The organism is Sphingomonas sp. (assembly GCF_035317925.1).
In the GTDB taxonomy this organism is placed as follows: domain Bacteria; phylum Pseudomonadota; class Alphaproteobacteria; order Sphingomonadales; family Sphingomonadaceae; genus Sphingomonas_I.
Genome location: NZ_DATHFV010000024.1, coordinates 1 through 23,846, shown reverse-complemented (window position 1 = coordinate 23,846; position 23,846 = coordinate 1). Strand labels below are relative to the sequence as shown.

Here is a 23,846-nt window from a genome sequence, read left to right as displayed (position 1 = left end):
CGCGCTCTGTTCAGCCTGTTCGCGGCCTTGTCGCTGACGGTCCCGGCCGCTGCGGCGCCGGTCGCCGGCAAGACGCCCGAGGATCTCGCGGTTCAGGTGATGCATTTCTATGCCGCCTGCGTGATCGAGCATACCCCGCAGGGCGCGAAGGAATTGCTCGCGCTCGACAGTCGTTCGCCCGAATATCGCACGAAGATGATGCGGCTGGCGCAGGGCCATCCGATGTGCGTCGGCGACAACCGCCTGAAGTTCAACGGCGTCCTGCTGCAGGGCGCGTTGGCCGAGCGGCTGCTGCAGCTTTACGATGCGCCACCGCGCTTTGCGCCGTCGGTCGCCTTCAATGCGTCGGCCCGCCCGATCGAGGCGCAGGACGATATGGAAGTGACGGCGGCCTGCATCGTCCGCGCCGATCCGGACAAGGTCTGGGCCTTGTTCGCAAGCGATCCGACCAGCGACGCCGAGGGCGCTGCGCTCCAGGCATTGTCGCCGACTTTGATGTCCTGCGTGCGCGAGGGGCAGAAAGTGGCGATCAACCGGCCGGGCCTGCGCGCTTTGCTCGCGGTGAGCGCCTATCGCCTGAGCCATCAGGACGCCAATCCGATCGAGACACATCCATGAATATGGTCGATTTCGGCTATGTCGTAGCCACGGCGCTGATCGTGATGATCGTCGTGATGCGGGGCTATCCGCTGCTTCGGCGATTCCGCCCGGGCCCGGACAACAATTGGCGCAACGAGGCCTTTGTCGCGCGTGAATTGGCACAGTCCTGGGCCGAAAACGAACTGAGTGTCGGTCGCGCGGACAGCGCGCCCGTGAGGTATATCTGATGCCTAAGCTGACCGTCGACGGAATCGAAGTGGAGGTGCCCGCGGGCGCCACCGTGCTCCAGGCCTGCGAAGCCGCGGGCAAGGAGATTCCGCGCTTCTGTTACCATGAGCGCCTGTCGATCGCGGGCAATTGCCGCATGTGCCTGGTCGAGGTGAAGCCCGGCCCGCCCAAGCCGCAGGCGTCGTGCGCGCTGCCCGCCGCCGACAATCAGGAAATCCGCACCGACAGCGCGATGGTCAAGAGGGCGCGCGAAGGGGTGATGGAGTTTTTGCTCATCAATCACCCGCTCGATTGCCCGATCTGCGACCAGGGCGGCGAATGCGATCTGCAGGACCAGTCGATCGCCTACGGGCGCGGCCAGACGCGCTTCCTCGAGAACAAGCGCGCCGTCACCGAGAAATATATGGGTCCGATCGTCAAGACGGTCATGACCCGCTGCATCCAGTGCACGCGCTGCATCCGCTTCGCCGAGGAAGTCGCCGGCGTCGAGGAGATCGGCGCGCTCTATCGCGGCGAGAATATGCAGATCACGTCCTACCTGGAGCAGGCGATCACGTCGGAGCTTTCGGGCAATGTCGTCGATCTGTGCCCGGTGGGCGCGCTGACCTCCAAGCCTTACGCCTTCGAGGCGCGGCCATGGGAGCTCAAGAAGACGTTCGCGATCGACGTGATGGACGCGGTCGGCACCAACATCCGCCTCGACAGCCGCGGCCGCCAGGTTTTGCGCGCGCTGCCGCGCGTCAACGAAGACGTGAACGAGGAATGGGCGTCGGACAAGACGCGCCACGCGGTCGACGGCCTCGTCCGCAAGCGTCTCGACCGGCCTTATGTCCGCAAGAACGGCAAGCTCGAAGCCGCGACCTGGGCCGAGGCCTTCGCCGCGATCAAGGCGGTCAAGGCCGGGTCGAGCGTCGCCGCGATCGCGGGCGCGCTCGCCGATTGCGAAACGATGTACGCCGCCAAGGCGCTGCTCAAGGCGATGGGCTCGGACCTGCTCGAAGGGCGTGAGGCTGGCCTGCTTTACGATGCGTCAAGCATCGCCGCGGTCAATTTCAACTCGACCATCGCCGGCATCGAGACGGCGGACGCGATCCTGATCGTCGGATCGAACGTCCGCTGGGAAGCGCCTTTGGTCAACACGCGCATCCGCAAGGCGGTCAAGCGCGGCGCCAAGGTATTCGCGGTCGGCCCCGAGGTCGATCTGACCTATCCCGTCACCTGGCTCGGCAACGATCTCGGCCTGCTCGGCAATCTGCCGCAGAATGTAACCGACGCCTTTGCCAGCGCGCAGCGCCCGGCGTTGATCCTCGGCGGCGGCGCACTCACGGCGGGGCAGGGCGCGGCGCAGGCGCTGATCAAGCCGCTCGGCCTGATCAAGGATGGTTGGAACGGCTATAACGTTCTCCATATCTCGGCCGCGCGCATGGGCAGCCTGATGCTCGGCTATGCGCAAAAGGGCGGCATGGGCGACATCGCCAAGGCCGCGCCCAAGCTGGTCTTCCTGCTCGGCGCGGACGACGTGAAGGCGGACGCGATCGCGGGCAGCTTCAAAGTCTATGTCGGCCATCATGGCGACAAGGGCGCGGCGCTGGCGGATGTGATCCTGCCGGCGGCGGCCTATGCCGAGAAGAGCGGCACCTACGTCAACCTCGAAGGGCGCGTGCAGCGCGGCGACCGCGCGGTCTTCCCGCCGGGCGACGCGCGTGAGGATTGGGCGATCTTCCGGGCCTTGTCCGAAGTGCTGGGCCATAAATTGCGGTTCGACACGATCGAAGGCCTGCGTTTGCAGATGGCGGCGGAGGTGCCGGCCCTGGGCCAGCTCGGTCTCGCCAGCTACGACTGGAAGCTGCCCAAGCTCGACGCCAAGGCCTCGGGCGAAATCCGCTATCCGATCCAGGATTTCTACCTGACCAACGCGATCGCGCGCGCCAGCGACACGATGCAGCGTTGCTCGGCCGAACTGATCCACGGCCAGAATTTCGCGGAGGCAGCGGAATGACCGCTGTTTTCAATTGGGCGATGCGCTGGGGCGCCATGATCCTGTTTTTACTGGCGATCTTCGTCGCCATCGTGAGCTTCGCGACCTTCGCTGTCGGATTTCCCGGTTTCGACCAGGCTTCGGGTGTGCTGCCGGAACACCCGCAGCCGCTGGCGCATGTTTGGTGGCTGGTGACGGGAGCGGTTTCCGCGCTTCATACCGCCGCGATGCCCTTCTTCGGGGCGCTGGTGATCAACCGCCTGGATCGCTGGCGGGAGAACCGCGCATGATTAGCTGGTTCACCGGCGTGATGCCCTATGGCTGGGCTTATTTCGTCGCCACGATCATCGACATTCTCGTCATCGCGCTTCCGCTGATGCTGGCGGTGGCGATGATCATCTATGCCGATCGCAAGATCTGGGCGGCGATGGCGTTGCGGCGCGGGCCCAACGTGGTCGGGCCGTTCGGCCTGCTTCAGTCGTTCGCGGACGGGCTCAAGGTCTTCCTCCAGGAAACGATCATCCCGTCGGCCGCCAATCGCGGCCTGTTCCTGATCGCGCCGATCATCACCTTCACGGTCGCGCTCGCAGCGTGGGCGGTGATCCCGTTCGGTCCCAAGGCGGTGCTCGCCAACATCAATGTCGGCCTGCTCTACCTGCTCGCGATCAGTTCGATGGGCGTTTACGGCGTGATCCTGTCGGGCTGGGCGTCCAACTCCAAATATCCTTTCTATTCCGCGATCCGCGCCGCCGCGCAGATGGTGAGCTACGAAGTATCGATCGGCTTCGTGCTCGTGCCGGTGGTGATGTGGACGGGCAGTTTCAGCCTCAACGACATCGTCATGAACCAGCGTGGGCACGTGCTCGGCTTCATCAACGCCTACGGGTTCAACCCGCTGCTGTTCCCGATGGCGGTGGTGTTCCTGATCTCGTCGATGGCGGAGACGCAGCGCGCGCCGTTCGACCTGACCGAGGCCGAGAGCGAAATCGTCGCGGGTTACCAGACCGAATATTCGTCGATGAGCTTCGCGCTCTTCTGGCTCGGCGAGTATGGCAACGTGCTGCTGATGTGTGCGCTCAACGCCACGCTCTTCTGGGGCGGATGGCTGCCGCCGCTCGACATTCCGTTCCTCTATATCGTGCCGGGCTTCATCTGGCTGTTCGGCAAGATCCTGTTCGGCTTTTTCGTCTTCTCCTGGGTGAAGGCGACGGTCCCGCGCTACCGCTACGACCAGCTCATGCGGCTCGGCTGGAAGATCTTCCTGCCGCTGTCCTTGATCTGGGTCGCGCTCGTCTCCGGCTACCTGATGGTCACCCGTTACGGAATGCACCCATGAGCCTCGCATATTACATCAAGTCGTTCACGCTCTGGGAGTTCGTGAAGGCGCACGCCAAGACGCTGCGCTACTTCTTCAAGGCGAAGGCGACGATCAACTATCCGTTCGAGAAGAACCCGCTGAGCCCGCGCTTCCGTGGCGAGCATGCGCTGCGCCGTTATCCCAACGGGGAAGAACGCTGCATCGCGTGCAAATTGTGCGAGGCGGTGTGCCCGGCGCAGGCGATCACGATCGAGGCCGAACCGCGCGACGACGGCAGCCGCCGCACGACGCGCTACGATATCGACATGACCAAGTGCATCTTCTGCGGCTTCTGCCAGGAAGCATGCCCGGTCGACGCGATCGTCGAAGGCCCCAATTTCGAATATTCGACGGAGACGCGGGAAGAGCTGATCTACGACAAGGCCAAGCTGATCGCTAACGGCGACCGTTGGGAGCCGATCCTCGCCCAGAACCTTGCCGCCGATGCACCCTACCGTTAATCCGCGCCGCAACTCGCAGGGAAGCCCCAAGCAGTCGTGATCCAGGTCCTCGCTTTCTATCTGTTCGCGATCGTCACGATCGTGTCGGGCATCTTGTGCGTCACCGCACGCAATCCCGTGCACAGCGTGTTGTGGCTGATCCTCGCCTTCTTCAACGCGGCGGGGCTGATGGTGCTGGTCGGCGCCGAGTTCATCGCGATGCTTTTGGTCATCGTCTATGTTGGCGCGGTCGCGGTCCTGTTCCTGTTCGTCGTGATGATGCTCGACATCGATTTCGCCGAGCTGCGATCGGGCTTCGCGCGCTATCTGCCGTTCGGCATCGCTTTGGTCGTGCTGCTCGCGGGCGAGATCGTGTTCGCCGAAGGTGCGTGGAGCGCGGGCGGGCTGCAACTGTCGCGCACCGCGCCGACGCCCGATCCGGCGAGCGTGCCCAACATCCAGGCGCTCGGCATCCTGATCTACACGCGTTACCTCTACATCTTCGAGGGCGCCGGTCTGGTGCTGCTGGTCGCGCTGATCGGCGCGATCGTGCTGACCCACCGCAAGCGCGGCGACGTGCGCACGCAGAACATCATGCAGCAGAATATGCGCCGGCCCGAAGACGCGACGCGCAACACGCAGCCCAAGGTCGGGCAGGGGGTCGAGCTGTGATCGGTCTGATCCATTATCTCACCGTCTCGGCGATCCTGTTCGTGACAGGCGTGTTCGGCATCTTCCTCAACCGGAAGAATCTGATCATCATCCTGATGGCGATCGAGCTGATCCTGCTCAGCGTGAACCTCAACCTCGTCGCCTTCTCGGCGTACCTGCACGACCTCGTCGGCCAGGTATTCGCGATGTTCGTGCTGACCGTCGCGGCGGGTGAGGCCGCGATCGGGCTTGCCATCCTCGTCATCTATTTCCGTGGCCGGGGCACGATCTCGGTCGACGACGTCAACCGTATGAAGGGCTGACCTTGAACATCATCGCCCTTGTTTTCCTGCCTTTGCTGGCCGCTATCGTCGGCGGATTGGGTAACCGTGCGCTCGGCAATGTGGTCGTCAAGACGATCACAACCGGCGCACTGTTCATTTCGTGCATTCTGGCCTGGCCGATCTTCATCGGTTTCCTGCAGGGCAGCGACCACGCGCACGTCGTCAAGGTGCTGAGCTTCATCGCTTCGGGCAATTTGCGGGTCGACTGGGCGCTGCGGGTCGACAGCCTGACCGCGGTGATGCTGGTGGTGGTGACGACCGTTTCCAGCCTCGTCCACCTCTATAGCTGGGGCTATATGGCGGAAGACCCGTCGCAGCCGCGTTTCTTCGCTTACCTCTCCTTGTTCACCTTCGCGATGCTGATGCTCGTGACGGCGGACAATCTGGTGCAGATGTTCTTCGGCTGGGAAGGCGTCGGCCTCGCTTCCTATCTGCTGATCGGCTTCTGGTACGAGAAGCCGTCGGCGCAGGCCGCCGCGATCAAGGCATTCGTCGTCAACCGCGTCGGCGATTTCGGCTTCAGCCTCGGCATGTTCGGTACCTTCCTCGTGTTCGGCACCGTGTCGATCCCCGCGATCCTCGCTGCCGCGCCGCACATGGCCGGTTCGACGATCGGCTTCCTTGGCCTTCGGGTCGATACGATGACCCTGCTCTGCCTGCTGCTGTTCGTCGGCGCGATGGGCAAGTCGGCGCAGCTCGGCCTCCACACCTGGTTGCCCGACGCGATGGAAGGCCCGACCCCGGTGTCGGCGCTGATCCATGCCGCGACGATGGTGACCGCGGGCGTGTTCATGGTCTGCCGCCTGTCGCCGATGTTCGAGACCAGCCAGACCGCGCTGACGGTGGTGACCTATGTCGGCGCCGCGACCGCGTTCTTCGCGGCGACGGTCGGCGTGGTCCAGACCGACATCAAGCGCGTGATCGCTTATTCGACCTGTTCGCAGCTCGGCTACATGTTCTTCGCGGCCGGCGTCGGCGCGTTCGGCGGCGCGATGTTCCACCTGTTCACGCATGCCTTCTTCAAGGCGTTGCTGTTCCTCGGCGCGGGCTCGGTCATCAACGCGATGCACCATGAGCAGGACATGCGTTTCTACGGCGGCCTCAGGAAGCATATTCCGATCACCTTCTGGGCGATGATGGCTGGCACGCTTGCCATCACTGGCGTCGGTCTTGACGAGCTATTTCATATCACCCCGGCCTTTGGCTTCGCCGGCTTCTATTCAAAGGATGCGATCATCGAGGCGGCCTTTGCGCGCGGTACCACCGCAGGCGGCATCGCCTACTTCGTCGGCGTGACCGCGGCGCTGCTGACAAGCTTCTATTCGTGGCGTCTGGTCTATCTGACCTTCTTCGGCGAACCACGCTGGGTCGGATCCGAGCATATCCAGCATGCGATCCACGACGCGCACGGCCATGATCATGCGCATGACCACGATCACGCGCACCACGATGCCCATCATGACGCACCGGACGAAGGTGCCGGTGCTGAGCTGACGGTCGATTCACGCGGCGCCGAGGATATGCCCAAGGGCACCGGCGGCTATCATCCGCATGAGAGCCCGCTCTCGATGCTGATCCCGCTGGTGGCGCTGTCGGTCGGCGCGGTGTTTGCGGGCTTCTTCTTCGCCAAGCCGTTCATTGGCGAGGGCGGCACCGCCTTCTGGCAGGGCAGTCTGTGGTTCAACCGCGAGTTCATGGAATCGGTCGAACATATTCCGACGCTGGCCAAATGGATGCCCTTCTTCGCGATGCTCGCAGGCCTGCTGATCGCGACCTGGGCCTATGTCTGGGACAAGAGCCTGCCGGCACGCGTCGCGGGCAGTGCGCGCGGCCTCTACGCCTTCCTGCTCAACAAATGGTATTTCGACGAATTGTACGATCTCATCTTCGTCCGTCCCGCCTTCGCGCTCGGCCGTCTGCTCTGGCATAAGGGCGATCAGGGCACGATCGACCGCTTCGGTCCCAACGGTGCGGCCTGGGTGGTCCAGGCTGGCGCGGTGATCAGCCGCAGGATGCAGTCGGGCTATGTCTACACCTATGCCCTGGTGATGCTGCTTGGCCTTGCCGCGGCGGCCACCTGGGTGATGGCGGCCTGATATGAACCAGCTCGGCTTCCCCATCCTGACCCTGCTGATCGCGCTGCCGGTCTTCGCCGCGATCGCGTGCCTGTTCGCCGACGCCAAGGCCGCGCGCTGGATCGCGCTCGCCGCGACGCTCGCCGATTTCGCGATCGGCATCCTGTTGTGGGTCGAATATCAGACTGGCGGCGCGCAATGGCAGTTCGTCGAGAATTTGCCCTTGTTCGGTCGCTTCGGCTGGGCGCTCGGCATCGACGGCATCGCCTTGCTGCTGATCGAGCTCTCGGTCTTCCTGATGCCGCTCTGCGTGCTCGCCAGCTGGGAAGCGATCCAGAAGCGCGTGCCCGAATATATGGCGATGCTGCTGCTGACCGAGGCTTTGATGCTCGGCGTGTTCGCGGCGCAGGACCTGTTCCTGTTCTACCTGTTCTTCGAAGCCGGCCTGATCCCGATGTACCTGATCATCGGCATCTGGGGCGGCGCCGAGCGCATCTACGCCTCGTACAAATTCTTCCTCTACACTCTGCTCGGATCGGTGCTGATGCTGATCGCGATGCTGTGGATGGCGAATTACGCGCATTCGACCAGCATCCCGGTGCTGATGAACACCAACTTCCCGCCGCACGCGCAGACCTGGCTGTTCCTCGCTTTCTTCGCCTCGTTCGCGGTCAAGATGCCGATGTGGCCGGTCCACACCTGGCTGCCCGACGCACACGTCCAGGCGCCGACCGCGGGGTCGGTCATCCTGGCAGGCGTTTTGCTCAAAATGGGCGGGTACGGTTTCATCCGCTTCTCGCTGCCGATGTTCCCCGAAGCGAGCGCCCAGCTCTTCTGGCTGATCGCGACGCTGAGCGGCATCGCGATCGTCTACACCTCGCTGGTCGCTTTGGTGCAGCAGGACATGAAGAAGCTGATCGCTTATTCGTCTGTCGCGCACATGGCGTTCGTCACCTTCGGCCTGTTCGCCTTCAATCGGCAGGGCCTCGAAGGCGCGCTGATGGTGATGCTGGGCCATGGGCTGGTTTCGGGCGCGCTCTTCCTGTGTGTCGGCGTGGTCTATGACCGGCTGCATACGCGCGAGATCAGCCGCTATGGCGGCGTCGCAAACAACATGCCGCATTATGCCTTGCTGTTCATGCTGTTCACGATGGCGTCGGTCGGCCTGCCCGGCACGTCCAACTTCGTCGGCGAGTTCCTGAGCCTGATGGGGATTTACGGCGCGTCGACCTGGGCGGCGTTCGTCGCCACCACCGGCATCATCCTCGGTGCGGCCTACATGCTCTACCTCTATCGCCGCGTGGTCCAGGGGCCGCTCGACAAGCCCGATGTCGCGGCGATGACCGATCTGTCGCCGCGCGAGCTGCTGATCCTGATACCGCTCGCGCTCGCCGTGCTGTGGATGGGCGTCTATCCGGAGAGCTTCATGGCGCCGATGCGCAACGATGTGGGCGTGGTGCTGGCGCGGGTCGAACCGGCTTGGCACGGCGGCGATTCGAGGCTGGCCAAGGGCGGCAAACCGGTCGTGGTTGCCGCCGGAGCACCCGTTATTGTCGCCTCCGCGACGGGGGAGGCGGGCCGATGACCTCCGGTTATCTCTGGGAAACGCTGCCTGAGTTGATCCTGTCGATCGGCGCGATGGCGTTGCTACTCGTTGCCGCATGGCGGGGCGACGGCGCCACGCGCGCGATTGGCTGGGCGTCGGTGGCGTTGCTGCTGGTGGCGGGCCTGTCGCTGCTCGGTCCCGCCGGTCATGGCGGCATGGCGTTCGGTGGTCTTTATCACGCCGACAGCTTCGCGGCTTATGCCAAGGTGCTGATCTATGTCGGCGCGGCGTTGTCGATCATCATCGCGCCCAACTGGTTCGCGCGCGGCGGCCCGCTGCGTGCCGAATATCCGGTCCTGATCCTGCTCTCGAGCGTCGGCATGGGGATGATGGTTTCGGCCGCCGATCTGCTGACGCTCTATGTCGGGCTCGAACTGCAGAGCCTCGCGGCTTATGTGCTGGCGAGCTTCATGCGGCGCGACACGCGCTCGGCCGAAGCGGGCCTCAAATATTTCATCCTCGGCGCGCTGGCCTCGGGCATCCTACTCTATGGCGTGGCGTTGCTCTATGGCTTCACCGGCACGACCCAGTTCCACGGCATCGCATCGGTATTCCGCATTCCAGCGCCGCACGAGATCGAGGTCGGCCGCCTGATGGGCTTGATCTTCGTGCTGTGCGGCCTGTTCTTCAAGGCGTCGATCGTGCCGTTCCACATGTGGACGCCCGACGTCTACGAGGGCGCGCCGACGCCGGTCACGATCTTCTTCGCCACGGCGCCCAAGGTCGCCGCGGTGGCCCTGCTGGTCCGCGTCGCGGTCGAGGCGCTTGGCCCCGCGACCGACGCGTGGCGCCAGATCGTTTCGGTGGTCGGCATCGCATCGATCCTGTGGGGCGCGCTCGCCGCGGTCGTGCAGACCAATATCAAGCGTCTGCTGGCTTATTCGTCGATCAACAATGTCGGCTTCGCCATCCTCGGCCTGGTCGCGGGTACCGTCGACGGCGTGGCTTCGGTCCTGTTCTACATGACGGTCTATATCGCGATGACGATGGGCAGCTTCCTGTGCGTGCTGCAGATGCGCGACGCGGACGGCAATCATGTCGAGACGATCGCGTCGTTGTCGGGCCTGTCGCGCACGCGGCCGTGGCTGGCGGCGGCGATGGCGATGTTCATGTTCAGCCTTGCCGGCATTCCGCCCCTGTTCGGCTTCTGGCCGAAGTGGGAGGTGTTCCGCGCGGTGGTCGAAATCGGCTGGTGGCCGCTCGCCGCGATCGGCATCGCGGCGTCGGTGATCGGCGCCTATTACTATCTGAAGATCGTCAAGATCATGTATTTCGACGAACCCGCGCCCGAATTTGCCCCGCGTGACAGCCATGTCGAAGGCGGGCTGATCGTGCTCAGCGCGATCGCGATCTCGCCGTTGGGTTATCTCGCCATTCCGTTCCTGACGTCCGCATGCTTCGTCGCAGCCAAGGCGTTGTTCTGACGCCTGCGATCCGCACGGTCGCCGAGACCGGTTCGACCAACGCCGATCTGCTGGCCGAAGCGCAGGCGGGCGCCCCCGAGGGCCTGTGGCTGCGCGCCGAGACCCAGAGCGGCGGGCGGGGCAGGGTAGGGCGCAGTTGGCTGTCGCCGCCGGGCAACCTCTATGCGAGCACGATCGTGCGGCTGCATGCCGGCGAGCCCGAGCCGGCGACTTTGGCTTTGGTCGCTGCGGTGGCGCTGGAGGAAGTAGCGTCGGCTTATGCCGGGCCGGGCAAGCTCCAGCTCAAATGGCCGAACGATTTGATGGCGGGCCCCGCCAAGCTGGCCGGCATCCTGCTGGAGCGCACCGGCGACGCGGTCGTGATCGGCTTCGGCGTCAATCTGGCGCATCATCCCGAAAATCTCGAACGCCCGACCTCCAGTCTCGCCGCGCTGGGCTCAGCCGCGCCCGATCCCGCCGTTTTCCTGATCGATCTGGCTGAAACCCTGGCGCGCTGGCTGGCACGCTGGCGCGGAGAAGGCCTCGGGCCGATCCGTGCGCGCTGGCTGGAACGCGCCCATCCTGTCGGCAGCGCGCTGACGGCAGGATCGGTCGAAGGCCTGTTCGAAGGGCTCGATACTGACGGCGCACTGCTGTTGCGCCTTGCCGACGGCCGGATCGAGACGATCCGCGCCGGCGACGTCTTCCTGCTCTAGGCGGCCTGCCACTCCGCCAGCGCCTCGCGCGCCCGTGCCGCCATCAGCGCCTTGCGGTCGGCTTTCTTCGACTTCTCCGCCAGCGGCGGGAACAGCCCGAAATTGACGTTCATCGGCTGATAGGTGTCGGCCTCGGCCCCGCCGGTGATGTGCCCGAGCAGCGCGCCCAGCGCGGTTTCGGGCGGCGGCGCGGCCAATGCTGCGCCCCCCGCAAGCTCTGCTGCAGCAAAACGGCCCGCCAGCAGTCCGATCGCAGCGCTTTCGACATAGCCTTCACAGCCCGTAATCTGCCCCGCGAAGCGGATATTCGGGCGCGATTTGAGCCTTAAACTCCCGTCCAGCAGCTTCGGACTCTGGATGAAAGTGTTGCGATGGAGCCCGCCCAGGCGCGCGAATTCGGCGTTTTGCAGCCCCGGGATCATGCGGAAAACGCGCACCTGCTCGGCATGTTTGAGCTTGGTCTGGAAGCCAACCATGTTCCAGAGCGTGCCTAAAGCGTTGTCCTGGCGCAGCTGCACCACCGCATAAGGCCACCGTCCGGTGCGCGGATCGTCCAGTCCGACCGGCTTCATCGGCCCGTAGCGGAGCGTATCGACGCCGCGTTCGGCCGCCACTTCGACCGGCATGCAGCCCTCGAAGTAAGGCGTATCCTTCTCCCATTCGCGGAATTCGCCCTTCTCGCCGGCAAGCACCGCCGCGTGAAAGGCGAGATATTCGTCCTTGTTCATCGGGCAGTTGATGTAATCGTGTCCCTCGCCCTTGTTCCAGCGCGACTGGAACCAGGCGATGTCCATGTCGATCGACTCGCGGTGCACGATCGGCGCGATCGCGTCGAAGAAAGCGAGCGCATCCTCGCCCGTCTCGGATCGAACCGCCTCGGCCAGCACCGCGCCGGTCAGCGGCCCGGTAGCGATGATCGCGGGCCCTTCGGGCAGCGCATCGACCCGTTCGCGCACCAGATCGATATTCGGATGCGCTTCGATCGACGCGGTCACGCCTTCGGCATAGCCCTCGCGGTCCACCGCCAGCGCGGAGCCGGCGGGCACACGATGCTTGTCCGCCTCGCGCAGGATCAGCGAACCCAGTGCACGCATCTCGGCATGGAGCAGCCCGACCGCATTATGTTCGGGGTCGTCCGACCGGAAACTGTTGGAACAGACCAGTTCGGCCAGCGAATCCGTCTGGTGCGCGGGCGTGCCCTCTACGCCGCGCATTTCCGACAGGCGGACCTTGTAGCCCGCCTCCGCCAGCTGCCACGCCGCTTCCGATCCGGCGAGCCCGCCGCCGATAATGTGAATCTGGTACGTCATCGCGCAACCGCCTAGGATAGTTATGCCGGGCCGTGAACCGGCAGGAGAGATAGTGATGATGATTACCGGCGGTCTGATCGCGATTTTCGTCCTGTTGCTGGTGGCGTTGCCGACGATCTTCAAGTCGTTCGGCGTCAATCAGGAATATGAACGCGCCGTCCTGTTCCGGCTCGGCCGGCTGGGCGAGGCCAAGGGGCCGGGCTGGTATTGGCTGATCCCGTGGGTCGATCGCGTCGTCCGGGTCGATCTGCGCACCGTCACCAGCGTGCTGGAGACGCAGGAGACGGTCACGCGCGACGGTGTGCCGGTCAAGGTCAATGCTGTCCTGTGGTTCCGCGCGAAAGACGCAACCCAGGTCGTGACGACCGTGCAGAATTGGGAAGGCGCCGTCATCCAGGCCGCCGAAACCGCGATGCGCGACGCGATCGGCCAGAGCGACCTCGATCAGATGCTCAAGGATCGGCTGCTGATCAACCAGCGGCTGCAGGACATGCTCGCGCGTGCCTGCGACCATTGGGGCGTGGTGGTGGATTCGATCGAGATGAAGGATCTCGACATTCCCGAGAATATGCAGCGCGCGATCGGCCGCGAGGCCGAAGCGGTGCGCGAGAAGCGCGCGCGCATCATCAAGGCCGAAGGCGAGCAGGAGGCCGCGCAGAAGCTGGCGGAAGCCGCCGCCATCATCGGCGGGACCGAGGGCGCGCTCGAACTACGCCGCCTGCAGACGCTGGCGGATATCGGCGGCGAGCATAATTCGACCATCATCACGATGATGCCGATCGAATTGCTTCAGGCGGCCAGGAAGTTCGCGGAGAAATAGGAGTGGGAGCGGCGCACAAATCGGCGGCGGGTAATCGCTTATTTGTCTTGTACTGTCAGGTCGCGATCTGGCAGCGCTGCATGAACTCTTTCCACTTCGCACGTGACTGTGAGTTCATCGCAACGGCCATCGTGTAGCCGGTCGTGAATAGAGACATCATCTCACCCTTGCTAACCGCCTTAATTTGTTTGTCGTCCTTGGCGAGGCGCATCGTAAGGTCCCAGCCAACTGCGGGATTCTTTCTGGCCTCGGCAGGCCTGAACTGCGGATCACCCTTTCCACCAAACAAAGCCATCACGGCCGCGCCTTCTGGCATTACCGCCTGTGCGTCGTCTCCAATGGGCTTGCCGGTTTTCAAGTCGATCAGCTTCGTGACGCCCGTTTCGGTAACGATGAGTTCGGTTGGCGTGCATTCAAACTTATAGGAGACTGGATCGCCAGCGCCAAAGGTCAGCACTGCGCTACGATCGCTTGTTGGTGGCTGAAGTTGCCAGTCGCCAGCTTGTGCGCTTGCCGGGATCGCGAGCACGACCGCGATGCCGAGGATTCTGAGATGATGCGACATAGCCTGCCTCTCACGTGATGGGCGTTAGGCCCATTCGATAGGCAATCCGTGCGTCCGTCAACCATAGGCCGATCCAAAGGACCGGCCTAGCCGTGCGTTGTATGTCGGTGCTTTCGCCGCCTTGGCGATAACCGCTTTCAGGCAGCGGAAGATCACCGGAATCGGGGCGAAGCAGACATCGGTGTGGTTTTGTGGCCTCGCCGGAGACCGGACGCCCTCAGTTCATGCGCGGCCAACATTAACCAAGTCCCATTGACAAACGTACGTATAAAGCGTACATTCGTTACTGTGCGTGGGTGCCTTCCGCGGCGGCTCGCGCACTTGGCTCATTCTCAGATTTGGCAAGGGCACGACAGGCGCGCGCCCTTCCACATGTGACCGCATCCGCATCGTCCGCCGGTCGGCCGCTCTGACCGGCGGCCCGATGTGGCCATGAGCGCCAATCCTTTAGTTCGTTTCTGGTGTTTTTTCGTTTTTCTCCGCGACGGCGCGTTTCCGTCAGTGGGTCGAATGCCGATGTCCGGCTTAGGACTGCGCCCAGCGCGGCAGCACCGCACGCGCGACCCGGCCGCCCAGCTTGATCAGCGAGAACAGGTTGGACTTGGGCAGGACGCGCACGTCGTCATACCATTCGTCGAGCATCACGGTGAATTCGTGCAGCCGCGCCACCCGCTCACGCAGATGGGGCGGGGCGCCCGTGTCGCGCGACAGCCGCGCGTTCAACTCGCCCAGGAAATGGATCGTCGGGTCGATCTCGCGCCGTTTACGTTCGGCGGCGACGCGCAGCAGCATCTCCCACGGATCGCCCTCGGCGGTGAAATGGTCGCGCCGGTCACCCGGGTTGTGGACCAGACGCACCAGCCCATAAGACTGGAGCTCGCGCAGACCGGTCGAAATATTCGAACGGGCGAGCTTGAGCGTGGCGCACATCTCGTCCGCGATCAGCGGGCGATGTGACAAGTAAAGCAGGGCATGAATCTGGCCGATCGAGCGGTTGACGCCCCATCGCGATCCCATTTCCCCCCAGTGCAAGACGAACGCCTTCGCGTCCGGATGATCGATCATCCCCAAACTCCCCCTTCTCCCAAAACAGAAATAGCCGAAAATGTAATGTGGATCAATATTTAGCGGAGCATTGGGAAAGAAGAGGCGTTTGCCGCATAGTAGAACCGCAAGTCGCGCATCGGAGGACGGGCAAAATGATCGATCATGTCGGGTTTCCGGTCGCCGATGCGGAGCGGTCGCGGCTCTTCTATGAGGCCGCGCTGACGCCGATCGGGATCACGCTGATCATGACCGTCACGCCCGAGCAGGCAGGCGGCGACGCGACCCACCATGGCTTCGGCAGCGAGGGCAAGGCCTTCTTCTGGGTGGGCGATGACGAAAAGGTCGGGAAGGGCACGCATATCGCCTTCGCGGCGCCAACCCACGCCGCGGTCGACGCCTTTCACGCCGCCGCGCTCAAGGCAGGCGGCAAGGATAATGGCGCACCGGGGCCGCGCCCGCATTACGGGCCGGCTTATTACGGCGCGTTCGTCTACGATCCGGACGGCAACAATGTCGAAGCGGTGTGCCGGTCGCCGGCATGAAGATCTTCACGATCGGCTATGAGAAAGCGACGCAGGCCGAATTCATCGCGCGGCTGGAGGCGGCCGGGGTAAAGCGCGTGATCGATGTGCGCGCGGTCCCGCTGTCGCGCCGGCCGGGCTTCTCCAAGAATATCCTCGCCAACAGCCTCGCCGAACATGGCATCGACTATGTGCTGCTGAAGGCGCTGGGTACGCCGCCCGAGGGGCGCGAGGCCGCGCGCAAGGGCAAGCATGACGTGCTGGAGCGGGTTTATGCCGGTCAACTCGAACTGCCCGAAGCCATGATGCAGGCGGCGCAGATGATCGATCTGGCCAAAGAGAAGCCGTCCGCCCTGTTATGCTTCGAGCGCGACCCCGCCGGTTGCCATCGGACCTTGCTGCTCAAGTCGGTGGCGCCCGACGCCACGGTCGAGGACTTGTACGTCTGAGGCGTCCTGCTTCGATCGTCATGGGTGAGTCATGTTTGCAACAGTCGTTGATTGTTGCGGTTCCGTTATATTTAACGACGATTTCTGCCTAATATTCTCGTGCTTTATCCAATTGTTTATGATTTACTCGATAGGTCAGCCGATGCGCCACGGGGGCGTTTTCGTATCGGTTGTGCAGGGGGCCTATGTTGAAGGGGATGCTGATCGCGGCAACGGCCGCTGCTGTCGTTGCGGCGCCGGTTCAGGCGGCGTGCTGGAAATCCGATGAGGCTTCCGCTGCCAGTGTACGCGAATTGCAATCGATGCTGATGGTCGCCGCATTGCGCTGCCAGGTGTCCGGCCATCCGATCATGAACGACTATAACCAGTTCGTGCAGGTCAATCGCGGCGCGATCAGCAGCATGAACGATCGCATCAAACTGCACTTCATCCACGCTTTCGGCCCGGTCGGCGGTCAGCGCGCTTATGACAGCTTCACCACGTCGATGGCCAATGGCTATGGCGCGGCGGCAAGCGGCGCGGACGTGTGCGGCGAGGCGGACAGCCTGGCGCGCGAAGGCGCTGCGATGAACGGATCGGTCGATGGCCTGATGCTGCTGGCCGAGCGCCAGGGGCTCGTTGCCAAGCTACCGGAAGGGCTGTGCGCGGGCGCGGCCCGGACCGATTACGCGTTGGCAGGCGGTGCGCAGGAGACGGTTAAGCGTTAGGCGCCAACTGATATAAAGATATCTTTATATTGCTTCGCCCGGCCTGAATGGTTAGGGCGCCCGGGCGGCCGCTTCGATGCGGCCGCCTTTTCTTTTGCCTAGGAGATTCCCCGTGGCCACCGCCGCAGTCGACAGCTTCAACGACTATCTCGTCCACGACATCGCGCTTGCCGGCTGGGGCCGCAAGGAGATCATGATCGCCGAGACCGAGATGCCGGGCCTGATGGCGCTGCGCAGCGAATACGGTGCGTCGAAGCCCTTGAAGGGCGCGCGCATCACCGGCTCGCTCCACATGACGATCCAGACCGCGGTGCTGATCGAGACGCTGACCGCTCTCGGCGCCGAAGTGCGCTGGGCCTCGTGCAACATCTTCTCGACCCAGGATCATGCCGCCGCCGCGATCGCCGCTGCCGGCGTTCCGGTGTTCGCCGTCAAGGGCGAGACGCTCGCCGAATATTGGGATTATGTCGGCAAGATCTTCGATTGGGGCGATGAGCCCTGCAACATGATCCTCGACGACGGCGGCGACGCGACGATGTTCGCTCTGCTCGGCGCCAAGCTCGAAGCCGGCGGCACGCTCGCCGAGCCCGAGAATGACGAGGAAGTCGAATTCCACCGCGCGCTGAAGGCGTTCGTCGCCGCCAAGCCCGGCTATCTCACCGCGACCGTCAAGGCGATCAAGGGCGTCTCGGAAGAGACCACCACCGGCGTCCACCGCCTGTACGAGATCGCCAAGAAGGGCGAGCTGCCTTTCCCCGCGATCAACGTCAATGACAGCGTGACCAAGTCGAAGTTCGACAATCTCTACGGCTGCAAGGAATCTTTGGTCGACGCGATCCGCCGCGCCACCGACGTCATGCTCGCCGGCAAGGTCGCGACCGTCGCCGGCTTCGGCGATGTCGGCAAGGGTTCGGCCCAGTCGCTCCGCAACGGCGGCGCGCGCGTGCTCGTCACTGAAGTCGATCCGATCTGCGCGCTGCAGGCGGCGATGGAGGGCTTCGAGGTCGTGACGATGGAGGAAGCGGTGACGCGTTCCGATATCTTCGTGACCGCGACCGGCAATGCCGACGTCATCACCGCCGATCACATGAAGGCGATGAAGCCGATGGCGATCGTCTGCAACATCGGCCATTTCGACAGCGAGATTCAGATCGCGGCGCTCTCCAACTACAAGTGGAACGAGATCAAGCCGCAGGTCGACCTGGTCGAATTCCCGGACGGCAAGCAGATCATCGTGCTCGCCAAGGGCCGCCTGGTGAACCTCGGCTGCGCCACCGGCCATCCGTCGTTCGTGATGTCGTCGAGCTTCACCAACCAGGTACTGGCGCAGATCGAGATCTACACCAACCCCGGCCAGTATGAGAATCAGGTCTACGTCCTGCCCAAGCATCTCGACGAAAAGGTCGCGCGCCTTCACCTCGAAAAGCTCGGCGTGAAGCTGACCACGCTCACCCCCAAGCAGGCATCCTATATCGGCGTGTCGCAGCAGGGCCCGTTCAAGCCGGATCATTACCGCTACTGATCGGCTGAATTAATTCCTCCGTTCGCGCTGAGCCTGTCGTAAGCCTGTCCTGAGCGCCTGCCTTGCAGGCAGTCGAAGGACGCTGTCTTGCCTTTCTTCCCCATGGGAAGGAGAAGGACAGGCCTTCGACAAGCTCAGGCCGAACGGAGAGGGGTGCTACGCATTTTGCGTTCTGAAATTGTGCAGGGGAACGCTCACCGCGGGGGTTCCCGGTGACGGTCGACACGGTGTTGCTTGCCGTGGTCGCCGGCGTGTGGCTGGCGCTCGCCGTCGCCGCTACCCTGATCGGCGCGCGTCGGGCGGCGCGGGCCGAACAGGCGTTGCGCGAGGCGCGGGCGGTGTCGGATCTGCTCGCCGGCGCGCCGGCGATTCCCTTGCTCGTCTATCCCGACGATTCGATCGATGCCGATCCGCGCATCGCGGCCTGGCTGGCGCTGGAGAGGGTGCCGACCAAGCTGTCCGAACTGGATGGCAGCGCGCGCGGCATCGGCCACGAGGCGCTGGCCCAGCTCACCGCCGATATCGCCCATTGCCGCGCGAGCGCGAGCCCGATCCAGCGCACGATCACGCTTCCCGATGGCTCGCGCGTGCTCAGCCTGCGCGGCGAACCCTATAGCGGCGGCAATGAAAATCATCGCGCGGTCCTGCTGTGGGTGCTCGACGTCAGCGAGCGCCAGCGCGAGGTGGTGCGGTTGCACGACCAGGGCGTGCGCATGGCGCGCGCGCTCGATGGCCTGTCAGCGCTGATCGAGGCCGCGCCTTTCCCGATGTGGCATCGCGGGCCCGACCTCAATCTGGCCTTGGTCAACGGCGCTTATGTGCGCGCAATCGAGGCCGAGAATGCCGAGCAGGTGGTCGCGCGCGGGATCGAGCTGATCGAATCGCAGGGCCTGCCCGGCGGGCGCGCCGGTGCGGCGGCCGCGCGCGATCGCGGCGCCATCTTCACCCGCACCGCGCCCGCCATCATCCAGGGCCAGCGCCGCGTGATGCGCGTCACCGATGTGCCGATCGGCGAGGCGGGTGTCGCCGGCTACGCGATCGACGTGCAGGAGTTGGAGGAGGCCCGCGCCGATTTGAGCCTGTTCATGCGCGCCCAGCGCGACATGCTCGACCGGCTTTCGGCGGGCGTCGCCCAGTTCGGCGCCGACCATAATCTGGTCTTTTATAACCGCCATTTCGTAAGGCTGTTCGCGCTCGAGCCCGAATGGCTCGCCGACCGGCCCGAATTCGATCGTGTGCTCGAACGGATGCGCGAGGCGCAGCGTGCGCCCGAAAGCCGCGATTTCCCCGGCTGGAAGGCCGAACGCCGCACCTGGTTCTCGACCACCGAGCCGGTGGAGGAGAATTGGCTGCTGCCGGGCGGCATGCATCTGCGCGTCGTGGCGCAGCCTTTGCCCGATCGGGGCCTGCTGCTGATCTTCGAGGATCGGACCGAGCACCTCCAGCTCGCCAGCGCGCGTGACACGCTCGTGCGCGTGCGCACCGCGACCTTCGACAATCTGTTCGAGGCGGTCGGCGTGTTCGCCGCCGATGGTCGCCTGCACCTGTGGAACAGCCGTTTCCGCGACGTATGGGATCTGCCCGAAGAGGAATTGGCGCAGCATCCGCGCGTCGACGCGCTCGTCCAGGCGATCGCGCCCAAATTGCTCGATCCGTCGCGTGCGGGGCTGATCCGCGAGCTGGTGCGTGTCGCGACGGTCGAGCGCCAGCATCGGTCGGGCCGAATTTCGCTGATCGACGGCCGCCATTTCGAGTTCGCCGCCGTGCCTTTGCCCGACGGCAACGCGCTTTTCACTTTGCTCGACATCACCGCCAGCCGCGGCATCGAGGAGGCTTTGCGTGACCGCAACGAGGCGCTGGAGGAAGCCAACCGCCTCAAGAACGCCTTCGTCTCCAGCATGAGCTACGAATTGCGCGTGCCGCTGACCTCGATTGCGGGCTTCGCCGAGATGCTGGCGGGCGGCTATGCGGGCGAGCTCAGCGATACCGCACGCGATTATGTCGGCGCGATCATGTCGGGGGTCGGCCGCCTGTCGAGCCTGATGGGCGACGTACTCGATCTTACCCAAAGCGCGGCCGGTACGCTGCCGATGGCGATGGAGCCGCTCGAGGTCGCCGATTTCGTACGGCAGGCGGTCGAGCTGGTGCGCGAACCCGCGCGCAGCAACGGCCTGACGCTCGCCGCCAACCTCTCGCCCGACAGCGGCACGGTTTCGGGCGACCGCAAGCGGCTCAACCAGGCGCTCGACCACCTGCTCCGCAACGCCATTACCTATACGCCTGCCGGCGGGCGGGTGCTGGTGCGCAGCCGGGTGGTGGAAGGCATGGCGGAGGTCGTGGTCTCCGATAACGGCCCGGGCATTCCGCCCAAGCAACGCGAGCGCATCTTCGATCGATTCCGCCGCAGCACCATCGGCCACGCGGAAGGCGCGCAGCCCGAAGAGGCGGTGGAGGACGGCGCCGGCTTCGGCCTGCCGCTCGCACGCCAGTTCGTCGAGGCGCATGGCGGCAGCCTCGATCTGCTGTCCGATGTCGGCCGCGGTACCAGCGTGATCCTGCGCCTGCCGCTGGCGGGTGCGCCGGAAGAGACGGCGTGATGCGGTCGGGCGCGATGCCGCTCGCGGATGCCGCCCAGACCGAAAAGCTCGGTGCCACGCTCGCCGATTTGCTCCGCCCGGGCGACGTGGTCGCCTTGTCGGGGCCGCTCGGCGCGGGCAAGACCACCTTCGCGCGCGGCACATTGGCCGCGTTGGGTCTGGCAGACGAGGCGCCGAGTCCGAGCTTCAGCCTCGTCATCGCCTACGATCCGCCCGACGTCCGGCTGCCACTCTGGCATGTCGATCTTTACCGGATCGAGGATCCGGAGGAGATTGCCGAGCTGGGCCTCGACGACGCGCGCATCGACGCCGCTTTGCTGATCGAATGGCCGGAACGGATGGGCCCGCTTTTGTGGGACGACGCGCTGCGCCTGACCCTGGAGCCCGAACCGGCGGGCGGTCGCCGCTTGACTTGGGCGGCCCCGGCGGCATGGGAGGCACGATGGCCGCTGCCCCTGTCTTGATCCCGCCGGCCAGCGCGCCGGCCTTCCTTGACCGCGCCGGATGGGGCGGAGCGGAGATACTTCCGCTCGCCGGGGATGCTTCCTTTCGCCGTTATTTCCGCGTTGTCGGCAGCGACGGCACCGCCGTGCTGATGGATGCGCCGCCGCTGCATGAGGATAGCCGGCCGTTCCTTGCGGTCGCCGATCACCTCCACCAACTGGGCTTCGCCGCGCCGCGCATCCTCGCGCGCGACCTTGAGGAAGGCCTGATCCTGCTCGAGGATTTCGGCGACGACCGCATGCGCGAGGCGCTCGATACCGATCCGTCACGCGAGGATGCGATCTATGCCCAGGCGATCGACCTGATCCGCGACCTCCACAAACATCCCGCCGGCGACCTGTCGCCCTACGACATGACGGTCTATCAGCGCGAAGCCGCTTTGTTTCCCGAATGGTATATGCCCGCCGTCGGGCTCGACGTCGCGCCGGGCTATAAGGAGGCATGGGACGAGGCGCTGGCGCCGGTCGCGCGCGATCAATCGACCACCGTGCTGCGCGATTATCATGCCGAGAATATCATGCTGCTGCCCGATGGCAGCCTCGGCCTGCTCGACTTCCAGGACGCGCTCGCGGGCCACCCTGCCTATGATCTGGTTTCGCTGCTGCAGGATGCGCGGCGCACGGTCTCGCCCGAGCTGGAAGCGCGCATGCTGGCTTATTACGGTGCGCTCGACATCGCCGCTTACGCGCTGCTCGGTGCGCAAAGAAATGCAAAGATTCTCGGTATTTTCACGCGGCTGTGGAAGCGCGATGGCAAGCAGCGCTACCTTGCCTTCCAGCCACGGATGTGGACCTATATGGAGCGCGATCTGGAGCACCCCGCGCTCGCGCCGGTCAAGGCTTGGTTCGACGCTTATGTGCCGGTGGAGAAGCGTGCGGCTTGCTGGTCCGGGCATCAGGCGTGACCGGCTATCGCCCGCTTCGGCCCAAGGCGGGCGCCATCACCCAGCTTCGTACCGCGATGGTATTGGCCGCCGGGCTCGGCAAGAGGATGCGGCCGCTCACCGCGACGCGCCCCAAGCCGTTGGTGGAGGTCGCGGGCAAACCCTTGCTCGATCATGTGCTGGATCGGCTGCGTGCCGCCAGCATCGCGCGCGCGGTGGTCAACGTCCATTATCTGGCCGACGCGGTCGAGGCGCATCTCAAGGATCAGGCGCCGGGTCTCGAAACGCTGATTTCGGATGAGACGGCGGAACTGCTCGAAACCGGCGGCGGCGTGATCAAGGCACTGCCCCTGATCGAGGATGAGACCTTCCTGATCGTCAACAGCGACAATTTGTGGGTCGACGGACCGGTCGATGCGATCCGCCTGCTCGAACAGCGCTGGGATGAGACCGCGATGGACGCGCTCTTGCTGGTCGTGCCGTTCGCGCACGCGCACTGCCATGGCGGCGTCGGGGATTTCCGCATGGATCCGATGGGCCGGCTGACGCGGCGTGCGCCGGGCAAGCCGGCACCATTCGTCTATACCGGCGTGCAGATCGTCTCGCGGCGTCTGTTCCAGGACGCGCCCAGCGGCGCTTTCTCCATGAATATATTGTGGAATCGCGCCATCGCCGAGGGGCGCGTCTATGGGCTGGTCCATGAAGGCCTTTGGTTCGATGTCGGCACGCCGCCCGCCATCGCCAGGACCGAAGCGATCCTGGGGATGACCTGACGAACGCTTCTGGTACATCAGCGCTCGTGCCCGAAGCGCCGCATCCTTCCGTCTTCAATATCCCGATCAACCGTGGCTTTGCCGACGCGCTGGCGGCGGGCCTGCTGGCGCGCGCCAGGGGCGATCGGCTGGCGCTCGCGCGTGCGATCATCCTGCTGCCCAACAACCGCGCCCAGCGCGCGATCACCGATGCGTTCGTGCGCCGCGCCGAGGGCGGGCTATTGTTGCCGCGGCTGGTGTCGATCGGCGATCCGGAACTGGACGATCGGATCGGTCCCTTGTTCGATCCGGCGGGCGATGAACGCATCGCGCCCGCGATCGACCCGCTCGCACGCCAGCTCATTCTCGCCCGTCTGATCGGTGAGGCACGCAAGGTCGATCCGCTCGAACCGGTCGAGGCGGTACGTCTCGCCGCCGATCTCGCCCGCACGCTCGACCAGATGATTCTCGAGGAGATCGATCCGGCAAAGCTCGCCACCGTCGTGCCGGCCGAGCTTTCCCAGCATTGGCAGGCTTCGCTCGATCTGTTGCGGATCGTGCTCGATCGCTGGCCGGAAGAATTGAGAAGGCGCGGCCTGATCGACCTGTCCGACCGGCGCAACCAGCTGATCGACGCCGCCGAGCGGCGCTGGGCCGACACCCCGCCGGACGGCCTGATCGTCGCCGCCGGTATCGCCACGGCTGCCCCCGCCATCGGCCGCCTGCTGCGCCGGATCGCGAAGCTGCCGCAGGGGATGGTGGTGCTGGCCT

Annotated in this window: 24 protein-coding genes and 1 pseudogene; 22 read left to right on the top strand and 3 right to left on the bottom strand. The window is 64.7% G+C overall.

Translation table 11 applies throughout. The annotated features are described in order from the left end of the window. The 12 genes from VK533_RS01680 to VK533_RS01625 form a co-directional block, all read left to right on the top strand. The coding region (locus tag VK533_RS01680; RefSeq protein WP_324374390.1) for a hypothetical protein at positions 1 to 618 on the top strand (618 nt) is incomplete at its 5' end. Beyond that, positions 615 to 827 (top strand): hypothetical protein, encoded by a 213-nt coding sequence (locus VK533_RS01675; protein WP_324374388.1) that lies wholly within the window; start codon positions 615 to 617, stop codon positions 825 to 827. The genes VK533_RS01680 and VK533_RS01675, both read left to right, overlap by 4 nt. Continuing rightward, on the top strand, positions 827 to 2,827 hold the full coding sequence (nuoG, locus tag VK533_RS01670; RefSeq protein WP_324374386.1) for an NADH-quinone oxidoreductase subunit NuoG: 2,001 nt from the start codon (positions 827 to 829) through the stop codon (positions 2,825 to 2,827). Before VK533_RS01675 ends, nuoG begins: the two co-directional genes overlap by 1 nt. Before the next feature lie 20 nt (positions 2,828 to 2,847). Then, positions 2,848 to 3,096: a hypothetical protein gene (locus VK533_RS01665; protein ID WP_324374384.1), complete on the top strand. Its 249-nt coding sequence runs from the start codon at positions 2,848 to 2,850 to the stop codon at positions 3,094 to 3,096. Then, a complete protein-coding gene (gene nuoH, locus VK533_RS01660) occupies positions 3,093 to 4,142 on the top strand; it encodes an NADH-quinone oxidoreductase subunit NuoH (RefSeq protein WP_324374382.1) in 1,050 nt (349 codons plus the stop codon). The genes VK533_RS01665 and nuoH overlap by 4 nt, the downstream gene beginning before the upstream one ends. Beyond that, on the top strand, positions 4,139 to 4,624 hold the full coding sequence (nuoI, locus tag VK533_RS01655) for an NADH-quinone oxidoreductase subunit NuoI (protein ID WP_324374380.1): 486 nt from the start codon (positions 4,139 to 4,141) through the stop codon (positions 4,622 to 4,624). Before nuoH ends, nuoI begins: the two co-directional genes overlap by 4 nt. A gap of 36 nt (positions 4,625 to 4,660) precedes the next feature. After that, positions 4,661 to 5,275, top strand: a complete 615-nt coding sequence (locus tag VK533_RS01650) for an NADH-quinone oxidoreductase subunit J (RefSeq protein ID WP_324374378.1) — start codon at positions 4,661 to 4,663, stop codon at positions 5,273 to 5,275. Continuing rightward, a complete protein-coding gene (nuoK, locus tag VK533_RS01645) occupies positions 5,272 to 5,577 on the top strand; it encodes an NADH-quinone oxidoreductase subunit NuoK (RefSeq protein WP_324374376.1) in 306 nt (101 codons plus the stop codon). The genes VK533_RS01650 and nuoK overlap by 4 nt, the downstream gene beginning before the upstream one ends. A gap of 2 nt (positions 5,578 to 5,579) precedes the next feature. Further along, the gene (gene nuoL / locus VK533_RS01640; RefSeq protein ID WP_324374375.1) at positions 5,580 to 7,694 is read left to right on the top strand and encodes an NADH-quinone oxidoreductase subunit L; all 2,115 of its coding nucleotides are present in this window, start codon (positions 5,580 to 5,582) and stop codon (positions 7,692 to 7,694) included. Position 7,695: 1 nt separating this feature from the next. Then, positions 7,696 to 9,258 (top strand): NADH-quinone oxidoreductase subunit M, encoded by a 1,563-nt coding sequence (locus tag VK533_RS01635; RefSeq protein ID WP_324374373.1) that lies wholly within the window; start codon positions 7,696 to 7,698, stop codon positions 9,256 to 9,258. After that, a complete protein-coding gene (nuoN, locus tag VK533_RS01630; protein ID WP_324374371.1) occupies positions 9,255 to 10,703 on the top strand; it encodes an NADH-quinone oxidoreductase subunit NuoN in 1,449 nt (482 codons plus the stop codon). Before VK533_RS01635 ends, nuoN begins: the two co-directional genes overlap by 4 nt. Next, positions 10,673 to 11,398: a biotin--[acetyl-CoA-carboxylase] ligase gene (locus VK533_RS01625; protein ID WP_324374370.1), complete on the top strand. Its 726-nt coding sequence runs from the start codon at positions 10,673 to 10,675 to the stop codon at positions 11,396 to 11,398. Before nuoN ends, VK533_RS01625 begins: the two co-directional genes overlap by 31 nt. On the opposite strand, the gene trmFO is transcribed toward VK533_RS01625, so the two are convergent. Then, positions 11,395 to 12,708 carry a methylenetetrahydrofolate--tRNA-(uracil(54)-C(5))-methyltransferase (FADH(2)-oxidizing) TrmFO gene (gene trmFO, locus VK533_RS01620; RefSeq protein WP_324374368.1) on the bottom strand — a complete coding sequence of 438 codons (1,314 nt, stop codon included), beginning with the start codon at positions 12,706 to 12,708 and terminating at the stop codon, positions 11,395 to 11,397. The two genes, VK533_RS01625 and trmFO, sit on opposite strands and share 4 nt — an antisense overlap. Positions 12,709 to 12,763: 55 nt before the next feature. Here trmFO and VK533_RS01615 point away from each other — a divergent pair, with 55 nt between their 5' ends. Beyond that, on the top strand, positions 12,764 to 13,528 hold the full coding sequence (locus VK533_RS01615; RefSeq protein ID WP_324374396.1) for an SPFH domain-containing protein: 765 nt from the start codon (positions 12,764 to 12,766) through the stop codon (positions 13,526 to 13,528). Positions 13,529 to 13,583: 55 nt separating this feature from the next. On the opposite strand, the gene VK533_RS01610 is transcribed toward VK533_RS01615, so the two are convergent. Together VK533_RS01610 and VK533_RS01605 are read right to left on the bottom strand one after the other, a co-directional pair. Continuing rightward, entirely contained in the window at positions 13,584 to 14,093 is a 510-nt protein-coding gene (locus VK533_RS01610; protein ID WP_324374366.1) for a hypothetical protein, read from the bottom strand. A gap of 525 nt (positions 14,094 to 14,618) precedes the next feature. Beyond that, positions 14,619 to 15,158, bottom strand: a complete 540-nt coding sequence (locus VK533_RS01605; protein ID WP_324374364.1) for a GbsR/MarR family transcriptional regulator — start codon at positions 15,156 to 15,158, stop codon at positions 14,619 to 14,621. A 134-nt stretch (positions 15,159 to 15,292) separates the two neighbouring features. Here VK533_RS01605 and VK533_RS01600 point away from each other — a divergent pair, with 134 nt between their 5' ends. The 9 genes and pseudogenes from VK533_RS01600 to VK533_RS01560 all read left to right on the top strand — a co-directional run. Continuing rightward, the gene (locus VK533_RS01600) at positions 15,293 to 15,682 is read left to right on the top strand and encodes a VOC family protein (protein ID WP_324374361.1); all 390 of its coding nucleotides are present in this window, start codon (positions 15,293 to 15,295) and stop codon (positions 15,680 to 15,682) included. Beyond that, positions 15,679 to 16,110 (top strand): DUF488 domain-containing protein, encoded by a 432-nt coding sequence (locus VK533_RS01595; RefSeq protein ID WP_324374359.1) that lies wholly within the window; start codon positions 15,679 to 15,681, stop codon positions 16,108 to 16,110. The genes VK533_RS01600 and VK533_RS01595 overlap by 4 nt, the downstream gene beginning before the upstream one ends. A gap of 188 nt (positions 16,111 to 16,298) precedes the next feature. Then, positions 16,299 to 16,817: a hypothetical protein gene (locus tag VK533_RS01590; protein ID WP_324374357.1), complete on the top strand. Its 519-nt coding sequence runs from the start codon at positions 16,299 to 16,301 to the stop codon at positions 16,815 to 16,817. A gap of 112 nt (positions 16,818 to 16,929) precedes the next feature. Beyond that, positions 16,930 to 18,339 carry an adenosylhomocysteinase gene (ahcY, locus tag VK533_RS01585; protein ID WP_324374355.1) on the top strand — a complete coding sequence of 470 codons (1,410 nt, stop codon included), beginning with the start codon at positions 16,930 to 16,932 and terminating at the stop codon, positions 18,337 to 18,339. Positions 18,340 to 18,551: 212 nt separating this feature from the next. Beyond that, complete coding sequence (locus VK533_RS01580; RefSeq protein ID WP_324374353.1) at positions 18,552 to 20,936, top strand: sensor histidine kinase; 2,385 nt, start codon at positions 18,552 to 18,554, stop codon at positions 20,934 to 20,936. Continuing rightward, the gene (gene tsaE, locus VK533_RS01575) at positions 20,936 to 21,400 is read left to right on the top strand and encodes a tRNA (adenosine(37)-N6)-threonylcarbamoyltransferase complex ATPase subunit type 1 TsaE (protein WP_324374394.1); all 465 of its coding nucleotides are present in this window, start codon (positions 20,936 to 20,938) and stop codon (positions 21,398 to 21,400) included. Before VK533_RS01580 ends, tsaE begins: the two co-directional genes overlap by 1 nt. Next, on the top strand, positions 21,379 to 22,344 hold the full coding sequence (locus VK533_RS01570) for an aminoglycoside phosphotransferase family protein (protein ID WP_324374351.1): 966 nt from the start codon (positions 21,379 to 21,381) through the stop codon (positions 22,342 to 22,344). The genes tsaE and VK533_RS01570 overlap by 22 nt, the downstream gene beginning before the upstream one ends. A gap of 56 nt (positions 22,345 to 22,400) precedes the next feature. Continuing rightward, entirely contained in the window at positions 22,401 to 23,096 is a 696-nt protein-coding gene (locus tag VK533_RS01565; RefSeq protein ID WP_324374392.1) for a nucleotidyltransferase family protein, read from the top strand. 26 nt (positions 23,097 to 23,122) lie between these two features. After that, positions 23,123 to 23,846 (top strand): annotated as a pseudogene (locus VK533_RS01560) (double-strand break repair protein AddB); the annotation flags it as partial.